The organism is Lelliottia nimipressuralis (assembly GCF_004115925.1).
GTDB lineage: Bacteria > Pseudomonadota > Gammaproteobacteria > Enterobacterales > Enterobacteriaceae > Enterobacter > Enterobacter nimipressuralis.
Genome location: NZ_SDDX01000001.1, coordinates 79,742 through 103,216, shown reverse-complemented (window position 1 = coordinate 103,216; position 23,475 = coordinate 79,742). Strand labels below are relative to the sequence as shown.

Annotated in this window: 17 protein-coding genes; 8 read left to right on the top strand and 9 right to left on the bottom strand. The window is 56.1% G+C overall.

Going from position 1 to position 23,475, the window contains the following annotated elements:
- Positions 1 to 8: 8 nt before the first annotated feature.
- From rarA to lrp, 4 genes are all read right to left on the bottom strand, one after another.
- Complete coding sequence (gene rarA / locus ETG88_RS00450; protein WP_129034326.1) at positions 9 to 1,352, bottom strand: replication-associated recombination protein RarA; 1,344 nt, start codon at positions 1,350 to 1,352, stop codon at positions 9 to 11.
- Positions 1,353 to 1,361: 9 nt separating this feature from the next.
- The gene (lolA, locus tag ETG88_RS00445; RefSeq protein WP_100777013.1) at positions 1,362 to 1,976 is read right to left on the bottom strand and encodes an outer membrane lipoprotein periplasmic chaperone LolA; all 615 of its coding nucleotides are present in this window, start codon (positions 1,974 to 1,976) and stop codon (positions 1,362 to 1,364) included.
- A 128-nt stretch (positions 1,977 to 2,104) separates the two neighbouring features.
- The gene (gene ftsK / locus ETG88_RS00440; RefSeq protein WP_129034325.1) at positions 2,105 to 5,938 is read right to left on the bottom strand and encodes a DNA translocase FtsK; all 3,834 of its coding nucleotides are present in this window, start codon (positions 5,936 to 5,938) and stop codon (positions 2,105 to 2,107) included.
- A 134-nt stretch (positions 5,939 to 6,072) separates the two neighbouring features.
- Complete coding sequence (gene lrp / locus ETG88_RS00435) at positions 6,073 to 6,567, bottom strand: leucine-responsive transcriptional regulator Lrp (protein ID WP_000228473.1); 495 nt, start codon at positions 6,565 to 6,567, stop codon at positions 6,073 to 6,075.
- Between the two features lie 551 nt (positions 6,568 to 7,118).
- Here lrp and trxB point away from each other — a divergent pair.
- The 5 genes from trxB to infA all read left to right on the top strand — a co-directional run bounded on the left by trxB (position 7,119) and on the right by infA (position 12,946).
- Positions 7,119 to 8,087, top strand: coding sequence for a thioredoxin-disulfide reductase (trxB, locus tag ETG88_RS00430; protein WP_181827557.1), 969 nt, complete (start codon positions 7,119 to 7,121; stop codon positions 8,085 to 8,087).
- Between the two features lie 113 nt (positions 8,088 to 8,200).
- Entirely contained in the window at positions 8,201 to 9,967 is a 1,767-nt protein-coding gene (gene cydD, locus ETG88_RS00425; protein ID WP_129034324.1) for a heme ABC transporter permease/ATP-binding protein CydD, read from the top strand.
- Entirely contained in the window at positions 9,967 to 11,688 is a 1,722-nt protein-coding gene (cydC, locus tag ETG88_RS00420) for a heme ABC transporter ATP-binding protein/permease CydC (RefSeq protein ID WP_129034323.1), read from the top strand. The genes cydD and cydC overlap by 1 nt, the downstream gene beginning before the upstream one ends.
- A 46-nt stretch (positions 11,689 to 11,734) precedes the next feature.
- Positions 11,735 to 12,439 (top strand): leucyl/phenylalanyl-tRNA--protein transferase, encoded by a 705-nt coding sequence (gene aat, locus ETG88_RS00415; protein WP_129034322.1) that lies wholly within the window; start codon positions 11,735 to 11,737, stop codon positions 12,437 to 12,439.
- A 288-nt stretch (positions 12,440 to 12,727) separates the two neighbouring features.
- On the top strand, positions 12,728 to 12,946 hold the full coding sequence (gene infA, locus ETG88_RS00410; RefSeq protein ID WP_002211347.1) for a translation initiation factor IF-1: 219 nt from the start codon (positions 12,728 to 12,730) through the stop codon (positions 12,944 to 12,946).
- Positions 12,947 to 13,187: 241 nt separating this feature from the next.
- On the opposite strand, the gene clpA is transcribed toward infA, so the two are convergent.
- Both clpA and clpS read right to left on the bottom strand, forming a co-directional pair.
- Positions 13,188 to 15,467: an ATP-dependent Clp protease ATP-binding subunit ClpA gene (gene clpA, locus ETG88_RS00405; protein ID WP_100777019.1), complete on the bottom strand. Its 2,280-nt coding sequence runs from the start codon at positions 15,465 to 15,467 to the stop codon at positions 13,188 to 13,190.
- Between the two features lie 27 nt (positions 15,468 to 15,494).
- Positions 15,495 to 15,815, bottom strand: coding sequence for an ATP-dependent Clp protease adapter ClpS (gene clpS, locus ETG88_RS00400; protein ID WP_025912927.1), 321 nt, complete (start codon positions 15,813 to 15,815; stop codon positions 15,495 to 15,497).
- A 320-nt stretch (positions 15,816 to 16,135) separates the two neighbouring features.
- Here clpS and cspD point away from each other — a divergent pair, with 320 nt between their 5' ends.
- The gene (gene cspD, locus ETG88_RS00395) at positions 16,136 to 16,357 is read left to right on the top strand and encodes a cold shock-like protein CspD (RefSeq protein WP_100777020.1); all 222 of its coding nucleotides are present in this window, start codon (positions 16,136 to 16,138) and stop codon (positions 16,355 to 16,357) included.
- A 104-nt stretch (positions 16,358 to 16,461) separates the two neighbouring features.
- Here cspD and macB read toward each other — a convergent pair whose 3' ends face one another.
- Positions 16,462 to 18,402 carry a macrolide ABC transporter ATP-binding protein/permease MacB gene (macB, locus tag ETG88_RS00390; RefSeq protein ID WP_129034321.1) on the bottom strand — a complete coding sequence of 647 codons (1,941 nt, stop codon included), beginning with the start codon at positions 18,400 to 18,402 and terminating at the stop codon, positions 16,462 to 16,464.
- A complete protein-coding gene (gene macA, locus ETG88_RS00385) occupies positions 18,399 to 19,514 on the bottom strand; it encodes a macrolide transporter subunit MacA (protein ID WP_100777022.1) in 1,116 nt (371 codons plus the stop codon). The genes macB and macA overlap by 4 nt, the downstream gene beginning before the upstream one ends.
- Before the next feature lie 160 nt (positions 19,515 to 19,674).
- Here macA and ETG88_RS00380 point away from each other — a divergent pair, with 160 nt between their 5' ends.
- Complete coding sequence (locus ETG88_RS00380) at positions 19,675 to 20,631, top strand: VirK/YbjX family protein (RefSeq protein WP_129034320.1); 957 nt, start codon at positions 19,675 to 19,677, stop codon at positions 20,629 to 20,631.
- Here the strand turns inward: ETG88_RS00380 and ETG88_RS00375 are convergent.
- Positions 20,628 to 22,286, bottom strand: coding sequence for an ATP-dependent endonuclease (locus ETG88_RS00375; RefSeq protein WP_100777024.1), 1,659 nt, complete (start codon positions 22,284 to 22,286; stop codon positions 20,628 to 20,630). The genes ETG88_RS00380 and ETG88_RS00375 overlap by 4 nt on opposite strands.
- Before the next feature lie 366 nt (positions 22,287 to 22,652).
- Between ETG88_RS00375 and aqpZ the strand changes: the two genes are divergently transcribed.
- The gene (gene aqpZ, locus ETG88_RS00370) at positions 22,653 to 23,354 is read left to right on the top strand and encodes an aquaporin Z (RefSeq protein ID WP_256469555.1); all 702 of its coding nucleotides are present in this window, start codon (positions 22,653 to 22,655) and stop codon (positions 23,352 to 23,354) included.
- The last annotated feature ends 121 nt before the right edge of the window (positions 23,355 to 23,475 follow it).

Here is a 23,475-nt window from a genome sequence, read left to right as displayed (position 1 = left end):
CGATCGCGCTAACGGTAGCGTTTTATAGGGCTATTTTGATCCTGTCCGGTAAGCCAGGCGAGCTTTTCGCCAATCTTGCCTTCAAGACCTCTGTTAGTCGGGCGATAATAGCGCGTTTGTGCCATTTCCTGCGGGAAATATTCCTCCCCGGCGGCATAGGCGTTCGGCTCATCGTGGGCATAGCGATATTCCTGACCGTAACCCATCTCTTTCATGAGTTTGGTCGGCGCATTACGCAGATGCACCGGCACATCATAGTCCGGCCGATCGCGAGCATCGGACATCGCTGCTTTAAACGCGGTGTAGACAGCATTACTTTTCGGTGCACAGGCCAGATAGACAATCGCCTGGGCGATGGCGCGCTCGCCCTCCGCCGGCCCTACGCGGGTAAAACAGTCCCAGGCAGAAATCGCCACCTGCATGGCGCGCGGATCGGCATTACCGACATCTTCGGATGCAATCGCCAGACAGCGGCGCGCGACGTAGAGCGGATCGCCACCGGCGGTAATAATGCGCGCATACCAGTAGAGCGCAGCATCTGGCGCACTGCCTCGTACGGATTTGTGTAACGCCGAAATGAGATCGTAAAAACGATCGCCTTTGTTGTCGAAACGCGCGCTGCGCTCTCCGGCAATTTCGGTCAGTAACTCTGCCTTCAGCACCCGCTTCCCGGATGCGTCCAGCTCGGCCATATCGGCCATCATTTCCAGCGTATTTAATGCCCGGCGCGCATCGCCATTGACCAGTTCGGCAATCGCTCGACGCGTGTCATCCGGCAGAACGATATCCTGTCCGCCGTAGCCGCGCGATTTGTCTTCCATCGCCTGAGTCAGTACCTGCTCGATATCGTCCGTGGTGAGCGATTTCAGCAGGTAGACGCGCGCACGCGACAGCAGCGCCGAGTTGAGTTCAAAAGAGGGGTTTTCGGTGGTCGCACCGATAAAAAAGATCGTGCCATCTTCAATGTGCGGCAGAAACGCATCCTGCTGGCTCTTATTGAAACGATGGACTTCATCGACAAACAGGATCGTACGACGACCGGCATTGCGGTTTTGACGGGCGCGCTCAATGGCTTCGCGAATCTCTTTCACGCCTGATGTGACGGCAGAAAGGCGCTCAACGTCCGCATCTGCATAGCGAGCAATCACTTCGGCCAGCGTAGTTTTGCCCGTACCGGGAGGCCCCCAGAGGATCATCGAGTGCAGATGCCCGGCTTCGATAGCGCGCGGCAACGGTTTCCCGGCAGCGAGCAGATGCTGCTGGCCTATGTACTGCGCTAAATTTTCTGGCCGCATACGCGCGGCCAGAGGTTGAAACGCATTGTCAGAAAAATCGAGCGACAGGTTGCCCACTCACGCCTCTTACTTATTGCGTTGATCGTCCACCGTTACGCCCTGCGGCGGGGTAAAGGTGAATTTCGATGCGTCAATAGCGCCATTTTGCTGAGACTTGAGCTGGTAGCTGCTGCGCTGCTCATCCTGCTCAACGGCGCTGAATTGATTGATAGTCCCGTTGCTGCTCACATTAATGGTGAACTGCTTGAGGTTGCCGTTATTGCCTTTCGGCGTCAGTACAAAATCATCGCCATTCTGTTTGATGTTGTACTGCTGCCAGTCGCTGGTCTGATTACGGGCGATGAGCATGAACGGCGTATTGCTGGTCGCGTCTTTCAGCAACGTTGCCGTCGCCTGCTCCACAAACGGATTGTAGAACCACAGGGTTTTGCCATCGGAAACCAGAATACTTTCATCCGGTTGCGTCATGTGCCAGTTAAACAGATTAGGACGTTTCACCCAGAGATCGCCCTGACCTTCCTGCACCGCATTACCGCTACCATCCGTCACTTTCTGCGTGAAGCTGGCATGGAAGCTGCTGACTTTATCCAGGCGGCTTTTAAGGTCGCTTGCGGCATCAGCCCAGACGCTGCTGGCAACAAAGCTGGTCAGTAGTGCTCCGACGATTGCGATTTTTTTCATTATTAATCCTTAAAATTCGTCATCCCCGAATGGGGTTCAGTCCTCTATTCTGGACCTGCCCACAGGCAGGCGACAGAAGAAAATGCTTAATTTTTGCTGATTTACCGATCTTTGCATTCGGCGCCAGATTACTCGAACGGCGGTGGTGCCAGCACTTCGCGGTTACCGTTGTGCCCCTGCTCGCTCACTATGCCCTGCGCTTCCATCTGTTCGATGATGCGTGCGGCACGGTTGTAACCGATGCGGAACTGACGCTGTACGCCCGAGATTGAGGCTTTACGTTTTTCCGTCACAAAGTTAACTGCCTGGTCGAATAACGGGTCCAACTCTTCCGCACCGTCAAAACCGCCACCGCCGCTCTCGCTTTCACTTTCAGAGGTGATGCCGTCAATGTACTGAGGACGACCGCGCGCTTTCCAGTCCTGGACCACGGCGTGGACTTCCTGGTCACGCACGAAAGCACCGTGAACACGTACTGGCGTCGTGGAGTTAGGGCCGGAAAAGAGCATATCACCCATGCCAAGCAGCGATTCTGCACCGGCCTGATCGAGGATGGTACGGGAGTCGATTTTGCTCGAAACGGTGAAGGCGATACGCGTTGGAATGTTCGCTTTAATCAGACCGGTGATGACATCAACGGATGGACGCTGCGTCGCGAGCACCAGGTGAATACCTGCCGCACGCGCTTTCTGCGCCAGTCGGGCGATCAGCTCTTCCACTTTCTTGCCTACGGTCATCATCAGGTCGGCAAATTCATCCACCAGCACCACAATATACGGCAGTTTTTCCAGAACCGGATGCTGGGCATCCATGCTGTCGCCCGGCTTCCAGTATGGGTCCGGGATCGGACGACCCATGCGCGCGGCTTCAGCAATTTTATCGTTATAACCGGCAAGATTACGCACGCCCAGAGCCGACATCAGCTTGTAGCGGCGTTCCATCTCATTGACGCTCCAGCGCAGTGCGTTGGCGGCATCTTTCATATCGGTTACAACTTCGGTGAGCAGATGCGGAATGCCTTCATAGACAGACAGTTCCAGCATTTTCGGGTCGATCATGATGAAACGCACATCTTCCGGCTGCGCTTTGTACAGCATGCTCAGGATCATGGCGTTTACACCCACGGATTTACCGGAACCCGTGGTCCCTGCAACCAGCAGATGCGGCATTTTCGCCAGATCGGCCACCACAGGCTCGCCCGCGATATCTTTGCCCAGCACCACGGTGAGTGGCGACGGATTATCGCGGAACTTGGCGTTATCCAGCACTTCGCGCAGATAAACGGTATGGCGTTTCTTGTTCGGCAGTTCCAGGCCCACGTACGGTTTGCCTGGAATGACTTCTACCACGCGCACAGCCACGGTTGACAGTGAGCGTGCCAGATCGCGTGACAGGTTAGAAATACGTGCCGCTTTAACACCAGGTGCCAGATTTAACTCGAAGCGCGTAATGACCGGGCCTGGTGAATAGTTCACAACATCCGCTTTGATACGGAAATCGGCAAGACGTGTTTCAACCAGACGCGCCATTTGCTCCAGCGCGAAGGTATCCACCGGCTCAACTTCCGTCGGCGGAGAGGTTAAGAGATCCAGCGACGGCAGCGGCGTAGTCGGTCGTTGCACAGGACGGCTGTCACCATTGCGCATCAGCAGCGGGTGAATCAGGCTCTCCTGCGGCTGTGCGACAGGTTGCTGCGGTTGCGCGTATTGCGGTGGTGCAGCAACGGGCTGCTGCGGCTGCGCATATTGCGGTGGTACAGCGACTGGCTGCTGCGGTTGTGCATATTGCGGTGGCGCAGCAACGGGCTGCTGCGGCTGCGCATATTGCGGTGGTACAGCGACTGGCTGCTGCGGTTGCGCATACTGCTGTGGAGCGGCAGGTTGTGGAACGTGCGCAGGCTGAGCAGGCGCATAGTGCTGACGCGGCGGTTCGGCTTCCGGCATAACACTCGGCGTAAACAGCGGTTCACTCGGCGTGTCATCCACCAAATCTTTCATTGGTGAGAATTCAAAATCTGACAGAGAGAAAGGATTCGCATTGGCTGGCTGTTCGCCAGAATAACGCTGCTCCTGCGAGGCGGCAAACTGACGAGCCAGCTCCGCTTCGGCGGCTTCATCTTCGTCGTCCTGAACACCCGGCTGATACTCTTCGCCGTAGCGCTGATGTTGCTGAGCAGCAAACTGGCGGGCCAGTTCGTCCTGCTGCATTTCGTCGGCATCATCCATGTCATCAGGATCGCGCGCTTTTTCCTCAGCCATACGCTGGGAAGGCAGTTTAATCCCGTAGGACGCCAGCTCGCGACGGGTCGGAACGCGCACGCGATTGGGACGTGGCAACTGCGGACCGATACCCTCTTTAACCTGCGGACGCGGCGCGCCGCCCGTAGCCAGACTGAACACTGGTGCGGTAGCCGCAGCTGTCGCTGCCGCAGAGGCAGTCGCTTGCTTGATACCAGCCGCAACAGGTGCCACGGACGCGGTCGGGTCGAGATCGGGTGTACCAAAGGACGCAGGCGACGCAGAAGGTGTGACAACAGGCTCACTCACTGGCTCCGGCACAGGCTGATACCAGGCCGCAAGCTGCTCGCGTTCACGGGCACGCTTCTCTTCCACTTCTTCAAAATAGTACATCGGTGGACGAGCAGGTTTGACCTCTTCCACTTCAACCTGCGGCTCGACGACGGGCTCAGGCGTGTATTCCTGATAAGTCTGAACCTGAGGCTCAGCATACTGCGGATAAGTTTCTGGTTCGTAAACTGGCTCTGGCTGATACGGCTGCTGCCATTGTTCTTGCGGCTGCACCTCTTGCGGCTGAACGGGCACGTAGCTTTCTGGCTCAGGGGCAATGGTGGGTTCTGGCGTGTGAACGCCTGGCGCCGTTTGCCAGTCGACTACAGGCTGCTGCATTGCAGGCTCGGGTGTCTGCACCGGCGCAGCAGGCATGACAGCTTCGACAGGTGCGGCATAGGCTTGCGCAGCCGTCGTCGCAACAGCCGCAGCGGCAACAGGTGCCGTAACGGAATGACCGTTTAACAGCGGATCGTATTCATCGAAATCACCCGGCGTCGCCCGATTGCCGGAGAACAGCACGTCATCCGGATCGGCAGCAACACCGCCCGCGCTATAGGAGATCTGCTCGTCATCATCCATGCGTTTGCCGGAGAAGAGTGCAGCGTCCGTTTTACGCGCCACAGGATTGGTGAATTTGTCTGCGATGCGTTTACGACGCGCCAGAGCACCACGCATAATGCGCGTACGGCGAGATTCAGTACGATTAGCGGATGACGTCTCTTCTTCATAGTCGTCATCTTCGTATTCTTCTTCATCCACCCAGGTGTCGTCACGACGGGTGCGATTACTGGCGAAAGTCAGAATATTGAGGATAAAACCGCCAAGTTTCTCGGCGATGCTCACCCACGACCAGCCGGTAAAAAGGGTAAGCCCGGCGGCCCAGATACAGAGCAGCGTAATGGTGCCACCACTGCTGTGAAGCATAGGCTTAAGCGCCGTGCTCAGCAGGCTGCCAATCACGCCACCGGAGGCGAAATACCAGATATCATCGGCGTTAATCGCGGCTAGCCCACAGGACGTGAGAATGAGCGCCAGCGCGCCAATCAAACGCAGCGAAACGGCAAAATAGTCGATGTACTCTTCGTTCTGACGGTGACGCCAGGCAAACCAGCACCCGCCGACGATAATGATCGGAATGGTGTAGGCCATCACGCCAAACACGAAGAACAGCGTGTCCGCCAGCCATGCGCCAGGCACCCCGCCCAAATTATGGATCGGTTCATGCCATGCCGTTTGTGACCAGCTGGGATCGGAAGGATTGAAACTGAGTAAGGCGGCCATCAACCAGACGGCAAAAAGGGCAACAAGAATCAGTAACGCCTCAAGGAGTCGGCGCCCGCTGCTTAACTTCGTTAACGTGACTTCTTTGTCTTCAGTATATTCCTGGCTCAAAAAAGGCTCTCCAGGTACCAGGCATTTCCTGCCTGTTTGCTAAAACGGACAACAGCGCCGGGATACCCGGCACTGTTGCTGTATGGATTAACAGGAGTGTAATCAAATTACGCTGATTTTGCACCTGTTCCGTATTAGCGCGTCTTAATAACCAGACGATTGCTCTGTTTGACCTCTTCCATCACCACATAGGTGCGGGTGTCATTCACGCCAGGCAGTCGCAGCAGGGTTTCACCCAGCAGTTTACGATAGGCTGACATGTCCGGTACACGGGTCTTCAACAGGTAGTCGAAATCACCAGAAACCAGATGACACTCTTGAATTTCTTCAAGTTTTTGCACTGCGGTGTTAAATTGTTCAAACACATCCGGCGCGCCACGATTCAGAGTAATCTCAACAAATACCAGAAGTGAGGCATCCAGATAATGCGGGTTCAACAGAGCCGTATAGCCCTGAATAAAACCCTGTCTTTCCAGTCGGCGCACACGCTCAAGGCATGGCGTCGGAGAAAGTCCCACACGTTTTGAAAGCTCGACGTTGGAAATACGCCCATCCTTTTGCAATTCATTCAGAATGTTACGATCGATACGGTCGAGATCTTTGCCAGGGCGCTTCTTGCTATCTACCATTATTATTGTCTCTCTGTATTCCTTCCCTACTCCTGCCTGGACCCTGTGCACATCACTGTTCAGAGCCTGTACCCGTTGCTTATCACATCGCCTTTTATAATTTGTACGCGATGCAGATTCGGGTTCTACGGTGAGAAGACCGTTGCCAGAAGGCTGTCACCGACATCACGCATGGCATCTGTCCACACCATGCGTAGATTTCACTGACCCGGTAAAAATGGCGTTTCCGTGCATGTCTATGCGACACAACGTTAGCGCGGCTTTTTTTTCTTCCTTCAATGTTTTCGCAAAAGCGCAGGGGATTGTCAAAGCAAAACATCGTTTTTTAGTACAACATGCCAGTTATTCATTGCGACCGGGTATTAATCCTCATTCTGACGCCGTATAAACGACCGTTTTTCACCGATAGTGTGATGTTATTACGCCCAAAAAGGCCGCCTCATCGTCCCCGGCTATTACACAAATCGTTTACAAAATTGCTGTGCTCTTTTTTTAAGGCAACAAATTCCCTACAATCCGAGCAAATGTCTGCCAACAACAATGGGGATCTCATGGGCACGGCTAAACACAGTAAGCTGCTAATCCTTGGTTCTGGACCTGCGGGATACACCGCAGCGGTCTATGCTGCACGCGCTAACCTGCACCCGGTGTTAATCACCGGCATGGAAAAAGGCGGTCAGTTGACCACCACAACTGAAGTGGAAAACTGGCCAGGCGATCCGAACGACCTGACCGGGCCGCTGCTGATGGAACGTATGCACGAGCATGCCATCAAATTCGAAACCGAAATCCTGTTCGATCACATCAACAAGGTTGATCTGCAAAACCGTCCGTTCCGTCTGACGGGCGACAGCGGCGAGTACACCTGCGATGCGCTGATTATCGCAACCGGAGCGTCCGCGCGTTATCTCGGTCTGCCGTCCGAAGAGGCGTTCAAAGGCCGTGGCGTCTCTGCCTGTGCCACCTGTGACGGTTTCTTCTATCGTAACCAGAAAGTGGCGGTGATCGGCGGCGGTAACACCGCGGTTGAAGAAGCGCTTTATCTGGCAAACATTGCCTCTGAAGTGCATCTGATCCACCGTCGTGACACCTTCCGCGCGGAAAAAATCCTCATCAAACGTTTGATGGATAAAGTGGAGAGCGGCAACATCGTGCTGCACACCCACCGCACGCTGGAAGAAGTCACTGGCGATCAGATGGGCGTTGCTGGCCTGCGTCTGCGTGATACGCAAAACAGCGACAACATTGAGTCTCTGGAAGTGGCAGGTCTGTTTGTGGCTATCGGCCACAGCCCGAACACCGCTATCTTCGACGGTCAGCTGGAGCTGGAAAACGGCTACATCAAAGTGCAGTCTGGTATTCACGGCAACGCGACCCAAACCAGCATCCCAGGCGTCTTCGCCGCAGGCGACGTGATGGACCATATTTACCGTCAGGCAATCACCTCCGCAGGCACCGGCTGTATGGCTGCACTGGATGCGGAACGCTACCTGGATGGGCTGGCTGAATTAAGTAAATAATCTTTACAAGTCAGTAACAAACGTAAATAAAGGCGGCCACTGGTCGCCTTTATTTTTTCCCACGTGTAACATGCGGTTGTCTAATTTCTTATAACTCACCTGCAAAGCGCGTAATGGAAAAAACCCGTCAACAAGAGTTAACTCGCTGGCTTAAACAGCAAAGCGTTATTTCCCGCCGCTGGCTGACTATTTCCCGTCTTTTGGGTCTTATCAGCGGTTTGTTGATTGTTGCCCAGGCATGGCTGCTGGCCCGCATTCTTAACCATATGATTATGGAGAACATTCCGCGCGAGGCATTATTGATGCCGTTTGTCGTGCTGGTGCTGGTCTTTGTTCTTCGCGCCTGGGTGGTCTGGCTGCGCGAGCGTGTGGGCTTCCACGCCGGACAAAATATTCGCTACGAAATCCGCCGTAAGGTTCTGGATCGTCTCCAGGAAGCAGGCCCGGCCTGGATTCAGGGCAAACCAGCCGGTAGCTGGGCGACACTGATCCTTGAACAGATCGACGATATGCACGACTACTATGCCCGCTATCTGCCCCAGATGGCGCTGGCAGTCTGTGTTCCGCTGCTGATCGTGCTCGCGATTTTCCCCTCTAACTGGGTGGCGGCGTTGATTCTGCTCGGCACCGCGCCGCTGATCCCGATGTTCATGGCGATGGTCGGCATGGGCGCGGCAGATGCCAACCGCCGTAACTTCCTCGCGCTGGGTCGCCTGAGCGGGCATTTCCTCGACCGCCTGCGCGGAATGGAGACGTTGCGCGTCTTTGGTCGTGGCGAAGCCGAAATCGATAATATCCGTCTCGCCTCACAGGACTTCCGTCAGCGCACCATGGAAGTGCTGCGTCTGGCGTTCCTCTCCTCCGGCGTGCTGGAGTTCTTCACCTCGCTGTCCATTGCGCTGGTCGCGGTTTACTTTGGGTTCTCCTACCTTGGCGCGCTGGATTTTGGCCACTACGGCACTGCGGTAACGCTGTCAGCCGGTTTCCTCGCCCTGATCCTGGCGCCTGAGTTCTTCCAGCCGCTGCGCGATCTGGGAACGTTTTATCACGCCAAAGCGCAGGCCGTGGGCGCAGCTGACAGCCTGAAAACCTTCCTTGAAACGCCGCTGGCACACCCGGAGCGTGGAGATATCACGCTCAACAGCAAAGAGCCGATCACCGTTCACGCCGAAGATTTTTCTATCCTGTCGCCGGAAGGCAAAGTATTGGCCGGGCCGCTCAACTTTACACTCTCGGCGGGCCAGCGCGTGGTGCTGGTTGGCATCAGCGGCTCGGGGAAAAGCTCGTTGCTGAATACGTTATCCGGCTTTATGGCGTATACCGGCTCGCTGCAGATCAACGGAACGGAACTGCGCTCGCTTGAGCCTGATGCCTGGCGTAGGCAACTGAGCTGGGTGGGACAAAACCCACAGCTGCCAGCCGCGACGCTTCGCGCAAACGTCCTGCTGGCCCGCCCCGACGCCCGGGAAGATGAGCTGCAATCGGTGCTCGACCGCGCCTGGGTCAGCGAGTTTCTGCCGCTGCTGCCAAACGGCGTGGATACTGTTGTCGGCGATCAGGCTGCAGGACTCTCCGTCGGCCAGGCCCAGCGTATCGCCGTAGCGCGCGCATTGCTGAATCCAAGCCAGTTAATGCTGCTCGACGAACCTGCCGCAAGCCTTGACGCCCACAGTGAACAGCGCGTCATGCAGGCGCTGAATGATGCCTCTCGCCAGCAAACGACGCTGATGGTCACGCACCAGCTCGAAGGTATTGCCGACTGGGATCAGATTTGGGTAATGGAAAACGGGCGTATTGTCGAACAAGGTGATTACGCCACGCTCGCCGCCGCGCAGGGGCCATTTGCCTCTCTGCTGGCTAATCGTCAGGAGGATATTTAATGCGCGCCCTGCTGCCGTACCTCGCATTGTATAAACGCCATAAATGGATGCTGACGCTGGGCATTGTGCTGGCTATCGTCACCCTGCTGGCCAGTATCGGATTATTAACACTCTCTGGCTGGTTCCTGTCGGCTTCTGCCGTCGCGGGCGTTGCCGGACTCTACAGTTTTAACTACATGCTGCCCGCTGCGGGCGTGCGCGGGACTGCGATTGCCCGTACCGCCGGGCGCTATTTTGAGCGTTTGGTCAGCCATGATGCCACCTTCCGCGTTCTGCAACACCTGCGTATTTTCACCTTCAGCAAGCTTCTGCCCCTCTCCCCTGCCGGGCTGGCGCGTTTTCGTCAGGGCGAACTGCTGAACCGCGTGGTGGCCGATGTCGATACGCTGGATCATCTCTATCTGCGCGTGATCTCCCCGCTGGTTGGCGCGTTTGTGGTGATCGTGACCGTCACGCTGGGCCTTTGTGTGCTCGACGTGCCTATCGCCCTCACCCTGGGCGGTATTATGCTGCTCACGCTGCTCCTGCTGCCGCCGCTGTTTTATCGTGCGGGGAAATCCACGGGTGAAAATCTGACCCGTCTGCGCGGCGACTACCGCCAGCAGCTCACATCCTGGCTGCAAGGCCAGGCAGAACTGACGATTTTCGGCGCCAGCCGCCGCTACCGCGCTCAGATGGAAAGTACGGAGCTGAGCTGGCACGAAGCCCAGCGCCGACAGTCCGAGCTAACGGCGCTGTCCCAGGCGGTGATGATGCTGATCGGCGGTGTTGCGGTGATTGCGATGCTGTGGATGGCATCAGGCGGCGTGGGCGGAAATACGCAGCCCGGCGCGCTGATCGCCCTGTTTGTCTTCTGTGCGCTGGCAGCCTTTGAAGCACTCGCGCCGGTAACCGGCGCGTTCCAGCACCTCGGCCAGGTGATTGCCTCGGCGGTGCGCATTACCCAGATTACCAAACAGAAACCGGAAGTGGCGTTCACCGCACAGCACGATGCGGCTCCTCAGTCCGTGGCGCTGCAGCTGAAAGACGTGACGTTTGCCTACGACGGGCAGGCGCAAAACGCGCTCGATGGCATCAGCCTGACAGTTCCGGCCGGCAAGCACGTTGCCGTGCTCGGCAGAACCGGCTGCGGTAAATCGACACTGCTGCAATTACTGACCCGCGCCTGGGACCCGAGTCGGGGCGAAATTCGCTTTAACGACACACCGCTTACGGAATTTAGCGAGCCCGCCCTGCGTAAGGCTGTCAGCGTAGTTCCGCAGCGCGTGCATCTGTTTAGCGCCACGCTGCGCGATAACCTGCTGCTGGCGTCGCCGCAAGCCTCTGACAGCGACTTAAGCGCCGTGCTGGAACAGGTCGGCCTGCAGAAACTGCTCGAGGATGACGGCTTAAACAGCTGGCTCGGAGAGGGAGGTCGTCAGCTTTCGGGTGGAGAGTTACGTCGTCTGGCGGTAGCACGTGCTCTGTTGCATGACGCGCCGCTGATGCTCCTGGATGAACCGACGGAAGGTCTGGACGCCACAACAGAAAGCCAAATCCTTGATTTACTGGCGCAAGTCATGAAAAACAAAACCGTGCTGATGGTGACACACCGTCTGCGCGGACTGGCGAATTTTGACCAAATAATTGTAATGGACAACGGGCAAATTATTGAGCAAGGTAGTCACGCAGAGCTGTTGGCGAAACAGGGTCGCTATTACCAGTTTAAACAACGTCTGTAGACTATATTTGAACCGATCCTAACTCGCGTATTGGAGTTTCGCAGTCATGCGCCTGGTCCAGCTTTCTCGTCATAATATTGCGTTCCCTTCGCCAGAGGGAGCGCTACGTGAACCCAATGGGCTACTGGCGCTTGGCGGTGATTTAAGCCCGGCACGTCTGCTGATGGCCTACCAGCGCGGCATTTTTCCCTGGTTCTCACCCGGCGATCCGATTCTTTGGTGGTCGCCCGACCCCCGCGCAGTGCTGCTGCCCGCGCAGTTTCACCTGAGTCGCAGCATGAAACGCTTCCATGCGAAATCCCCGTATCGGGTGACGCTCAATCACGCGTTCGGGCAGGTGATCGAAGGGTGTGCCCGCGATCGTCATGAAGGCACCTGGATCACGCACGACATTATCGACGCTTATCATCGCTTACATGAACTGGGCCACGCCCACTCCATCGAAGTGTGGGAAAACGAGGCGCTAGTTGGCGGCATGTACGGCGTGGCGCAGGGCACCTTGTTTTGCGGTGAGTCGATGTTCAGCCGCGCCATTAACGCTTCCAAAACGGCCCTGCTGGTCTTTTGCCAGGAGTTCTCTCTGCGCGGTGGTCAACTGGTCGATTGTCAGGTGTTGAACGAGCACACCGCCTCGCTAGGCGCCGTTGAAATATCACGTCGACATTATCTGGAACAGCTGGATGCCATGCGTTTGCAGAAGCTGCCACAGAAGTTTTGGGTTCCCAGAACGCTCTTTATCTCTCAGGCATAAATGTTTTCCGCCCATTTCCGATGAGGAGTGTTATAATTGGTGCCGCAGAGTAGGTTCAGCCTGTTGCCCCGCCGCCGTTTGGGAATCCTTCGCACCAGATAACGTCCTTGCGTTTATCCTGTCGCCTCCCCTTTACGAATGCGCTTCTCGTACGGTTATACCGTGACGACTGGGCAATACGCCGAAACTGTTTTGTTGCGTTTTAAACGCGCAATTCTTTACTTAATTGATGAATTTCGGCATTATCTTGCCGGTTCAAAACTTGGTAGTGATACCCCAGAGGATTAGATGGCCAAAGAAGACAATATTGAAATGCAGGGTACCGTACTTGATACGTTACCTAACACCATGTTCCGCGTAGAACTGGAAAACGGTCACGTGGTAACCGCGCACATCTCCGGTAAAATGCGCAAGAACTACATCCGTATCCTGACGGGCGACAAAGTGACTGTTGAGCTGACCCCGTACGACCTGAGCAAAGGCCGCATTGTCTTCCGTAGTCGCTAATTGTTTTCGCCAGTAAAGGCGTAGAGATATTTAAAAAGGTCGGGGAATCCCCGGCCTTTTTTATTTCCGCTATAAACCGGGCCAGGCCGAAAATCTATTACCGTCAGAGACCTCGCCAACGCCTGCGTTATATCCGAACCGGTCACATGCAACAGCCTGACGCGTCCAACATGCATCCCCCCGTAAATGACAGACATAAAAAAACCGGGCTTTCACCCGGCTTTTATTTACGCGATATAACTCAGTGTGCCGCTTCTGGCTTATGCTTCTGCGCACTCTGGAAGTCGTACGTCAACTCCCCTTTCGCCTGATCCAGCGCCACGGTCACCTGTCCGCCATCCACCAGTGAACCAAACAGCAGTTCGTTGGCCAGCGGTTTTTTCAGGTTGTCCTGAATGGCTCGCGCCATCGGACGTGCGCCCATCGCACGGTCGTAGCCTTTCTCGGCCAGCCAGTTGCGGGCCTCCTGACTCACTTCCAGCGATACGCCTTTCTGATCCAGCTGGACCTGCAGCTCGACGATGAACTTGTCCACCACCTGATGGATCACCTCGGTAGACAGGTGATCGAACCAGATAATGTTGTCCAGACGGTTACGGAACTCTGGCGTAAAGATCTTCTTGATCTCTTCCATCGCATCGGTGCTGTTATCCTGGTGGATCAGGCCGATAGATTTGCGTTCCGTTTCACGCACACCGGCGTTGGTGGTCATCACCAGCACCACGTTGCGGAAGTCCGCTTTGCGCCCGTTGTTGTCGGTCAGCGTCCCGTTGTCCATCACCTGAAGCAGGATGTTGAACACGTCCGGGTGCGCTTTCTCGATCTCATCGAGCAGCAGAACCGCGTGCGGATGCTTGATCACCGCATCGGTGAGCAGGCCGCCCTGGTCAAAGCCCACGTATCCTGGAGGCGCACCAATCAAACGGCTGACGGTGTGGCGTTCCATGTACTCGGACATATCAAAGCGCAGCAGCTCAATGCCCAACGCTTTAGACAGCTGCACCGTTACCTCGGTTTTCCCGACACCGGTTGGACCGGCAAACAGGAAAGAGCCGACCGGTTTATGGTCGTGTCCCAGCCCGGCACGGGCCATCTTGATGGCTTCGGTTAAGGCCTCAATGGCTTTATCCTGGCCAAACACCAGCATTTTCAGGCGGTCGCCGAGGTTTCTCAAGGTATCGCGGTCGCTCTGAGAGACACTCTTCTCAGGGATACGCGCGATGCGAGCTACCACGGATTCAATGTCCGCCACATTGACGGTTTTCTTGCGTTTGCTGGCCGGCATCAGACGCGCACGCGCGCCCGCTTCGTCGATCACGTCAATCGCTTTATCCGGCAGATGACGGTCGTTGATGTATTTCACCGCCAGCTCTACCGCCGCACGCACCGCTTTGGCGGTGTAACGCACGTCGTGGTGCGCTTCGTACTTCGGTTTCAGGCCGTTAATAATCTGCACCGTTTCCTCAACGGACGGCTCAGTAATATCAATTTTCTGGAAGCGGCGCGCCAGCGCACGGTCCTTCTCGAAGATATTGCTGAATTCCTGATAGGTGGTCGACCCCATTACGCGGATCTTGCCGCTGGAGAGCAGCGGTTTGATCAGGTTAGCCGCATCCACCTGGCCGCCAGACGCCGCACCTGCGCCGATGATGGTGTGAATTTCATCGATAAACAGAATGCTGCTGGTGTCTTGCTCCAGCTGTTTCAGCAAGGCTTTGAAGCGTTTTTCGAAATCACCGCGATATTTGGTGCCCGCCAGCAGGGAACCGATATCCAGCGAGTAGATGGTGCAATCGGCCATCACTTCTGGAACATCGCCCTGCACAATACGCCAGGCCAGCCCTTCAGCAATCGCGGTTTTACCCACGCCCGATTCCCCCACCAGCAGCGGGTTGTTCTTACGACGACGGCACAGGACCTGAATCGCGCGTTCCAGCTCTTTATCGCGGCCAATCAGCGGGTCGATCCCACCGACGCGAGCAAGCTGGTTAAGATTGGTGGTGAAGTTTTCCATACGATCCTCCCCGCCTGCTTGCTCTTCATTATTATTGACCTGATTGCTGGAATCCGACGCCTGATTAGGCTCGTCTTTTCGCGTTCCGTGAGAGATAAAGTTCACCACGTCGAGTCGGCTGACTTCGTGTTTACGCAGCAGGTACGCAGCTTGCGACTCCTGCTCGCTAAAGATGGCAACCAGCACATTTGCGCCAGTCACTTCGCTACGGCCAGAGGACTGGACGTGGAACACCGCACGCTGCAGCACGCGCTGGAAGCTGAGCGTCGGCTGAGTGTCGCGCTCCTCTTCGCTGACGGGCAGCACCGGTGTCGTTTGTTCGATGAAGGCTTCGAGTTCCTGACGTAACGCCACCAGGTCCACGGAGCAGGCTTCCAGCGCTTCGCGGGCGGATGGGTTGCTGAGCAGTGCAAGCAGCAGGTGCTCAACGGTCATAAACTCATGACGGTGCTCACGCGCTCTGGCGAAAGCCATGTTTAAACTGAGTTCCAGTTCTTGATTGAGCATAGGCACCTCCCCCAATTTTATGCCTTTTCAGGCTTTTTCCAGCGTACACAGCAACGGATGCTCGTTCTCCCTTGCATACTCGTTCACCATCGCCACTTTGGTTTCGGCTACTTCGGCAGTAAAAATGCCGCAGATGGCTTTGCCGCGATAGTGAACGGTGAGCATCAATTGCGTTGCACGTTCAACATCATAAGAAAAGAACTTTTGTAGCACGTCAATAACAAATTCCATCGGCGTGTAATCATCGTTCATTAACATAACTTTATACATAGATGGCGGTTTTAGCGCGTCGCGCACTTTGTCTTCCGCCAGCTGGTCAAAATCCAGCCAGTCGTTCGTCTTACCCATTGTCAGTCGTCATCATCGGTTACGGTTTCCGGCAGAACATTTTTCGCTGACAGGCATTGATACATATTCTGAATCTACCTCAGATATCAGATAACAAACATCTATTACTGCCATCCGCGATGTCTGTCACATTCCCGTCAATAGCGTTAACTGCTTCAAATTTTGGTTGATTATTGTCCCAACTCCAGCGCCTGACACTTGACGATAAGGCTGGTTTATCTAAATTGTACAAGCGTGAGTTGGCGAGGTTTTGAACAGCCCCCACTCCACCACCGGTTCATTCCATCTTACTTAATAAGATATACGAAGGATGTCGAAGCATGGAAATGGGTACTGTTAAGTGGTTCAACAACGCCAAAGGGTTCGGGTTCATCTGCCCTGAAGGCGGCGGCGAAGATATCTTCGCTCACTATTCCACCATTCAGATGGATGGATACAGAACACTAAAAGCCGGACAGTCGGTTCGGTTTGATGTTCACCAGGGGCCAAAAGGCAATCATGCCAGTGTCATTGTGCCCATTGAAGCAGAAGCTGTCGCTTAGCCCTCTGATTCATTGTGTACATCCTGTCGGCAAAATGCCAGCCCGATCGGCTGGCATTTTTATTTCCAGCACCGGTCGCGCGACGGCGCGTAACCCGGTAAAACTCACTCGCGAGCCAACGCATCCACCGGATCGAGCCGCGCCGCATTGCGCGCCGGTAACCAGCCAAACAGCACGCCCGTCGCCGTCGAACATAAAAACGCCGTCAGCAGCGCAAAGGGTGAGAAACCGATCTCCCAGCCCGGTAAAAACAGCTGCAACGTAAAGGCGATCAGCATCGAAAGCGTGATACCAAAGGCACCGCCCACCAGACAAACCAGCACCGCTTCAATCAAAAACTGTTGCAGCACATCGCTTGCCCGCGCGCCAACCGCCATGCGAATGCCAATCTCGCGCGTGCGCTCCGTCACCGAAACCAGCATGATATTCATCACCCCGATCCCACCGACGACCAGCGAAATTACCGCCACCAGCGTCAGGAACATCTGAAGAGTACGTGTGGTCTTTTCCGCCGTTTTCAAGACGCCGTCCATATTCCAGGTGAAGAAATCTTTCTTCCCGTGGCGCAGGGTGAGCAGTCGTTCGATCTGCTGTTCGGCCTGAGTGCTGTCGTAACCCTCTTTCACCCGCACGGTGATGGAGTTAAGCCACGACTGCCCCATGATACGCCCGGAAATGGTGGTGTACGGCAGCCAGACGCGCAGGATCTTACTGCTGCCAAACATCGACTGCTTCTCTTCCGCCACGCCAATCACCGTCGCGGGCATGTTACCGACCAGAATCACTTCACCGACGACGTTGGTTTTATTCGGGAACAGCTGACGACGCGAGTTGTCGTCCAGCACCACCACCTGCGCGCGGCCCGCAAGCTGCTCGGCGTTAAAGGTTGCGCCCTGGCTGAAGGTCATCCCGTAGACGTTAAAATAGTCACCGCTCACACCGTTGGCGCTGGCCGCTACGTCAATATTGCCATAGCGCAGACGCAGGTTTTGCGATACCGCTGGGGTGGCCGAGTTCACCCACGGCTGTTTTTGCAGCGCCACCAGATCGTCATACTTCAGCGCCTGCTGGTTTTGCGGTTCATCGTCACCAAAATCTTTACCCGGATAGACATCGATGGTGTTGGTCCCGATGGCGCGGATATCCGCCAGCACCAGCTGTTTCGCCGCATCGCCCACCACCACAATCGATACCACCGATGCAATGCCGATGATAATGCCGAGCATGGTCAGCAATGTGCGCATTTTGTTCGCCACCATCGCCAGCCAGGCCATGGTTAACGCCTCGCGGAATCCGCTGACAAACTGCCCCCAGCCCGTCGGCGGCGGCAGGATCGTTTTCTGCACACCGACGTGATTTTTCTTCGCTGGCGGGTTGCTTATCAGCTCACCGTCGTGAATTTCAATGATTCTCTCCGCCTGCGCCGCCACCTGCGGATCGTGGGTGACGATAATCACCGTATGCCCCTGCTCGCGCAGTTGGTGCAGGATCGCCATCACCTCTTCCCCGGAATGGCTGTCCAGCGCGCCCGTCGGTTCATCGGCCAGAATCACCTGCCCGCCGTTCATCAGCGCGCGGGCAATACTCACGCGCTGCTGCTGGCCGCCAGAGAGCTGCGACGGCTGATAATCGACACGCTCGGCCAGACCCAGACGCGTCAGCAGCGCATGGGCGCGCTCAAGGCGCTTCTTACGTTCCACACCGGCATACACCGCCGGGACTTCCACGTTTTGCGCCGCCGTCAGATGCGAAAGCAGATGGTATCGCTGGAAGATAAAACCGAAGTGTTCACGGCGCAGTTTGGCCAGCGCATCGCTGTCGAGGGTGGAAATATCCGTCCCCGCCACGCGATAGGTGCCGCTGGTTGGTTTATCCAGGCAGCCGAGAATGTTCATCAGGGTGGATTTTCCTGAGCCGGACGCCCCGACGATCGCCACCATCTCCCCGGCTTCGACGCGCAGAGTGATGCCCTTCAGCACCTCCACCGCCCCCTCCCCGGAAGGATAGCTGCGGCGGATATCGTTCAGTTCAAGCAGTGCCGTCATTTCGCGGCCCCGGACTGGCTTTCACCCGTCACCACTTCGTCGCCCTCTTCGAGTCCTTTGACGATCACGACGTCCGTATCATTACGCTCGCCAATCTCCACCTCGCGCTCGCGGGTTTCGCCGTTACGCAGCACTTTCACTTTGTAGCGGTTGTTGCCTGCCGGTTCGCCCAGCGCCGCCAGCGGGACGGTCAGCACATCTTTCACGCCCGTCAGCTGAATATGCACCTGCGCGGTCATATCCAGACGCAGCACGCCTTTTGGGTTTGGCACTTCAAAGCGGGCATAGTAGAAAATCGCGTCATTAACCTTCTCCGGCGTCGGCAGAATATCCTTCAGCACGCCCTCATAGCGGGTATTCGGATCGCCTAGCACCGTGAACCAGGCTTTCTGGCCGGGCTTGAGGTGGATAACGTCAGCCTCGGAAACCTGCGCTTTTACCAGCATGGTGCCCATATCCGCCAGCGTCAGGATGTTTGGCGCCTGCTGAGCGGCGATAACCGTCTGGCCCTGCAGGGTGGTGATTTGCGTCACTTCCCCGGCCATCGGTGCCACGATACGGGTGTAATCGAGGTTAGTTTTGGCCGTATCCAGGGAGGCCTGGTTGCGTTTGATTTGCGCGTCAATGGTGCCAATCTGCGCCTGTTTTACCGCCAGTTCCGTCGTCGCGGTATCCAGATCCTGACGGGAAACGGCCTGCGTTTTTGCCAGCGCCTGCTGACGTCCAAGCGTCACCTGCGCCAGCTTGCGCTCGGCTTCGGCCTGGCTGCGCTGGGCGCGTAATTCCATAAGCGTGGCTTCTACTTCGCGGATCTGGTTTTCTGCCTGCTCAGGATCGATCACCCCCAGCAGCTGACCTTTTTTCACTTTGTCGCCAATCTCAACCGACAGCGTTTTAAGCTGACCGCTGACCTGCGCACCGACGTCGACTTTTCGCAGAGCGTCCAGCTTACCGGTTGCCAGCACGCTTTGTTGCAGCTCGCCCGGCCGCACAATCAGCGTCTGGTACTGCGGCACAGGTGCGTTGAGGACCTGCCACAGCCAGTATCCGCCCACCAGCACGACGACGGCCAACAGTAAAAACAGCTTCCTGCGTTTTCCCTTGAGATTCATAAATATTCCAAATAAATGTTCTGGCAATTATAAATGTCGATTCTATCTAAACTGTTCCTCAACGAAACCCCCGTTTTTTTATCTCTCACCTCATTTGTTGACGAGATGTTGATTAAATGGCTGCTGAAATAGAGATCTCATCCAGAAGCCAGGAATAATCATGTCTTCCATCGCCGATCTACCTTCTTCACAGCCGTCGCAGCCAAAATCAGGCTGGCAGCTTTTCCAGAGCCTTGCATCAGGCGAATTAACACCGGGGCTTGCGTGGCAGAACCCCTCCTATCGGCGTAAATTCATGCTGCGTTCGCTGGCGGCACCGTTCAGCACTGCGCGCCTGCTGGCAAGCCTGGCAAAACAACCGCGATTAATGCAAATGTTGAAAGTGCAGCCTGGGCTGCCGTGCCGTCTGCACCGCCCATGGCTTTCAGTAGACATGAGCCGTCAGCGCGCGCTCGAGGCGCTGAACTGGCACTACCAGACCATGAGCAAAACCCTTCCGGCATCGCTGATGAACGGGTATTTATCCAAACAAGGTGTCACCCTGTTAACGCTGACCGGCAAAGACGAACGCCAGTTTACGATCCGCCTGTGTGCCGATGCGTTCCTCGATAAAGAGGGCGAAGCGACGCTGGCCTTCTGCGATCACCAGAATACGGTGTTGGCCGAGATGACCTTCACCCTGTGTCAGCTCGACGGGAAAACCACCCTGTTTATCGGCGGCCTGCAAGGAGCAAAAGCTTTTGTGCCTCACGAGCTGATCCAGGGTGCAACCAAAGCCTGTCATGGCCTGTTCCCGAAACGTCTGCTGGTGGAAGCCGCCATGACGCTGGGCACCGCGTTCCCGGTGGAGCAGATTTTGGCCGTCAGCAACGCCACGCATATCTATCGCAGCTGGCGCTATCGTAAGAAAAAAGAGGGCAAACTGCTGGCGGATTACGACAGTTTCTGGCGCTCAATGAGTGGCGAACCGCTGGCGAGCGGTCACTTCCAGCTACCGCTCGAGATGGCGCGCAAACCGATGGAAGAGATCGCGAGCAAAAAACGCTCCGAGTACCGTCGCCGTTATGAACTGCTGGATAGCCTGATCGAGCAGATCAATCAGGCAGCCCGCCGCTAGTCAGCTTTCCCGCGTGCCAGCCACAGCACGCGGGAGAACATTTTACGCAGTAATGTCGGCACCGCCTCGACCCCTCTCCGTCCTGCTTCCGCCGACACTTCAATAGCCAGATCCGGCTTCGATGAGCGATGAATCGCTTTGGCGATCACCCGTCGCATATTCATCGGCACGCCCGGCGGGATCATGGCCACGCGGTGAAACACATCGTCGAACCCCTGACGATACATAAAGTGTTCCATATCCATCGCCGGTAATTCCGTGAGGTGCTCCCGCTCCTCTTCCCGGTTGTTGTTCAGCAAACCGCGTACGGTACTGGCATATTTTTTCCCGGCCTCATCGCCATCCACCAGCACATGCCATTCGATCCCCATCCGGCGGGCAAATTTGATCAGCGGTTTTAATCCCGACTGGGCAAACTCAATGACTTTGATCCCTTCGGCGTCGAAATGGTGTCCACACTGACGCGCCAGTTCGTTGATCACCCAGGTCTCCGTTTCCCCCTCAACCAACAGCCAGCAGCGGGCAAACAGCGACGACGCACGGTTAAAGCGGATATGAAATGCGATACGGCGGCCATCTTCCGGATTTAATCCCCCTGGTCCCAAGCGAAACGCGGTGACGCGCGAGGATTCACGCACCAGACGGCAGACATGCTCCACCGGCGTCAGAGAGAGCAATTCCCCGGAGTTAGTGGTCGTGATGCGCTGAAGGGGCAGCAGATTCAGGAGATGCCAGGCCACCGACAGCATGATCGGATGCAGCCGCGTTTCAGGATCTTCCACCAGCAATAAAGGACGCGCGTCGCGGTCCAGCCGCACCGACCCTTTCGCCTGCAGCAGCGTGGAAAACAGCCCCAGCAGGATCACCCGATGCGCGCGCCCACCGGGTTTGTCGATCATACGGTTGATGATATCCAGATAGCGCCAGCTGCGCTGCTCATCGTGAGAGCGCCTGCGCATCAGCCGGTGGCGGGTTTGTGTCGTTCCCTGTTCGGAAAAGTAGTGTTCCAGCAACTGCACCATCGCCGACAGCCCCTGGCGAATCTGCCCGTCCGTGAGATTTTGCGGACGCGCCACCAGCTCGCGCGCCAGAAAATCCAGCTCGCGGGCGGTGACTTCAACGTCGGGCAAATTAGGCACCGAGCCGTTGCGGATCCGGCGCATAAAGCGCGCATCCCGCAGGCGCAGCACCGGCATCAGGCGCACAAGATGGGCGGCCTGAGCGTCAATATCCTCCAGCGGAATAGGCTGCCCGCGGGCATCCATAAACCCGCGCAGGGTCATCACACTCTCATCTTCCGCCAGCTCGCCTTCCAGGCGATAAAAGATACGCTGATAGCCATCATCGGAGGGCGTCCAGCAGGGAGAAAGTGGCCGATAGCGGCGAACGCGATGACGACCGGGCTCCAGCTCGCGAAAGGTCAAAACGATATGCAGATGGTGCTCGCGCCCCTGAATATCCCCCGGCGGAAACCAAAAGTCCTCCCGAACGAAGCTGTAAAGGTCTGCCTCCGGCGAAAGCAGCAGGGTCAGCGCATCCAGAAGGCTGGATTTACCCCAGGCGTTTTCACCGATCAGCACGTTGTTCTGTTCCAGCATTAACGATAAACGGTTAATGCCGCGAAACCCGACGATCTCCACACGTTCGAGAAACATAATGCCCCCTGAAATGCTCACTTTTTCCTTCAAGTTATCAGCAGTATAGCGGCAGGCGGTGTGACAGGACACATTAAGATCGACGGATTATTTCAGGACGGAGCCTAAAATTCAGAATTTACACCACGACTTTCGTTTGAAACATATTTTCCGGCATAAGATACTTCGCATTCCGAATTGGACTATGCTTTAAATCCATCCAGTCCGAACAAGGATTAACATCACATTGCCATAAATCAAATTAAACAGATTTATTTAACTGGCGAAGGGGTGTTGTTGGTTTTTAAAATAATGGCTCTTTGAGTCGTCATCCCTTTTAGGCGATTTAGTAGCCCGCGCGCAGGACCGCGTGCGGAAATTAACGAGGTGGTTATGTTTAGAAAATTAGCGGCAGAATGCTTTGGTACATTCTGGCTGGTGTTTGGTGGTTGCGGTAGCGCCGTTCTGGCTGCGGCATTCCCGGAATTAGGTATTGGTTTTGCAGGCGTGGCATTAGCCTTTGGCTTAACCGTATTAACGATGGCATTTGCTGTCGGCCATATTTCCGGCGGGCATTTTAACCCGGCCGTGACATTAGGCCTGTGGGCTGGCGGTCGTTTTCCGGCGAAAGACGTGATTGGCTATATTGTGGCTCAGGTGGTTGGCGGCATTATTGCGGCAGCGGTCCTGTACGTTGTGGCCAGCGGTAAAGCGGGCTTCGACGCGGCGGCAAGCGGTTTTGCCTCTAACGGCTATGGCGAACACTCACCGGGCGGCTTCTCTATGCTGTCTGCGATTGTTATTGAAATCGTCCTGACCGCGGGCTTCCTGCTGGTGATCCACGGTGCCACTGACAAACACGCACCCGCCGGTTTTGCCCCTATTGCTATCGGCCTCGCGCTGACCCTGATTCACCTGATCAGCATTCCGGTAACGAACACCTCCGTGAACCCTGCGCGCAGCACCGCAGTGGCGATCTTCCAGGGTGGCTGGGCGCTGCAGCAGCTGTGGCTGTTCTGGGTAATGCCGATTGTCGGCGGTATCCTCGGCGGGCTGCTGTATCGTACGCTGCTGGAAAAACGCGACTGAGTGTACGGCTGTGATGCCGGGTGGCACGTCGCGACCCCGGCTAACAGGTGCAGTCATCCAGGCCGGGTAAGGCGTCGCCGCCGCCCGGCCTTTATTTTGTACTTTGACTGGCAGACCGGAA

What these genes read in the sequence shown, in the direction of transcription:
- lolA (WP_100777013.1), bottom strand. Translation starts at nt 1,976, where the DNA reads ATGAAAAAAATCGCAATCGTCGGAGCACTACTGACCAGCTTTGTTGCC.
- lrp (WP_000228473.1), bottom strand. Translation starts at nt 6,567, where the DNA reads ATGGTAGATAGCAAGAAGCGCCCTGGCAAAGATCTCGACCGTATCGAT.
- trxB (WP_181827557.1), top strand. Translation starts at nt 7,119, where the DNA reads ATGGGCACGGCTAAACACAGTAAGCTGCTAATCCTTGGTTCTGGACCT.
- cydD (WP_129034324.1), top strand. Translation starts at nt 8,201, where the DNA reads ATGGAAAAAACCCGTCAACAAGAGTTAACTCGCTGGCTTAAACAGCAA.
- cydC (WP_129034323.1), top strand. Translation starts at nt 9,967, where the DNA reads ATGCGCGCCCTGCTGCCGTACCTCGCATTGTATAAACGCCATAAATGG.
- aat (WP_129034322.1), top strand. Translation starts at nt 11,735, where the DNA reads ATGCGCCTGGTCCAGCTTTCTCGTCATAATATTGCGTTCCCTTCGCCA.
- infA (WP_002211347.1), top strand. Translation starts at nt 12,728, where the DNA reads ATGGCCAAAGAAGACAATATTGAAATGCAGGGTACCGTACTTGATACG.
- clpA (WP_100777019.1), bottom strand. Translation starts at nt 15,467, where the DNA reads ATGCTCAATCAAGAACTGGAACTCAGTTTAAACATGGCTTTCGCCAGA.
- clpS (WP_025912927.1), bottom strand. Translation starts at nt 15,815, where the DNA reads ATGGGTAAGACGAACGACTGGCTGGATTTTGACCAGCTGGCGGAAGAC.
- cspD (WP_100777020.1), top strand. Translation starts at nt 16,136, where the DNA reads ATGGAAATGGGTACTGTTAAGTGGTTCAACAACGCCAAAGGGTTCGGG.
- macB (WP_129034321.1), bottom strand. Translation starts at nt 18,402, where the DNA reads ATGACGGCACTGCTTGAACTGAACGATATCCGCCGCAGCTATCCTTCC.
- macA (WP_100777022.1), bottom strand. Translation starts at nt 19,514, where the DNA reads ATGAATCTCAAGGGAAAACGCAGGAAGCTGTTTTTACTGTTGGCCGTC.
- ETG88_RS00380 (WP_129034320.1), top strand. Translation starts at nt 19,675, where the DNA reads ATGTCTTCCATCGCCGATCTACCTTCTTCACAGCCGTCGCAGCCAAAA.
- ETG88_RS00375 (WP_100777024.1), bottom strand. Translation starts at nt 22,286, where the DNA reads ATGTTTCTCGAACGTGTGGAGATCGTCGGGTTTCGCGGCATTAACCGT.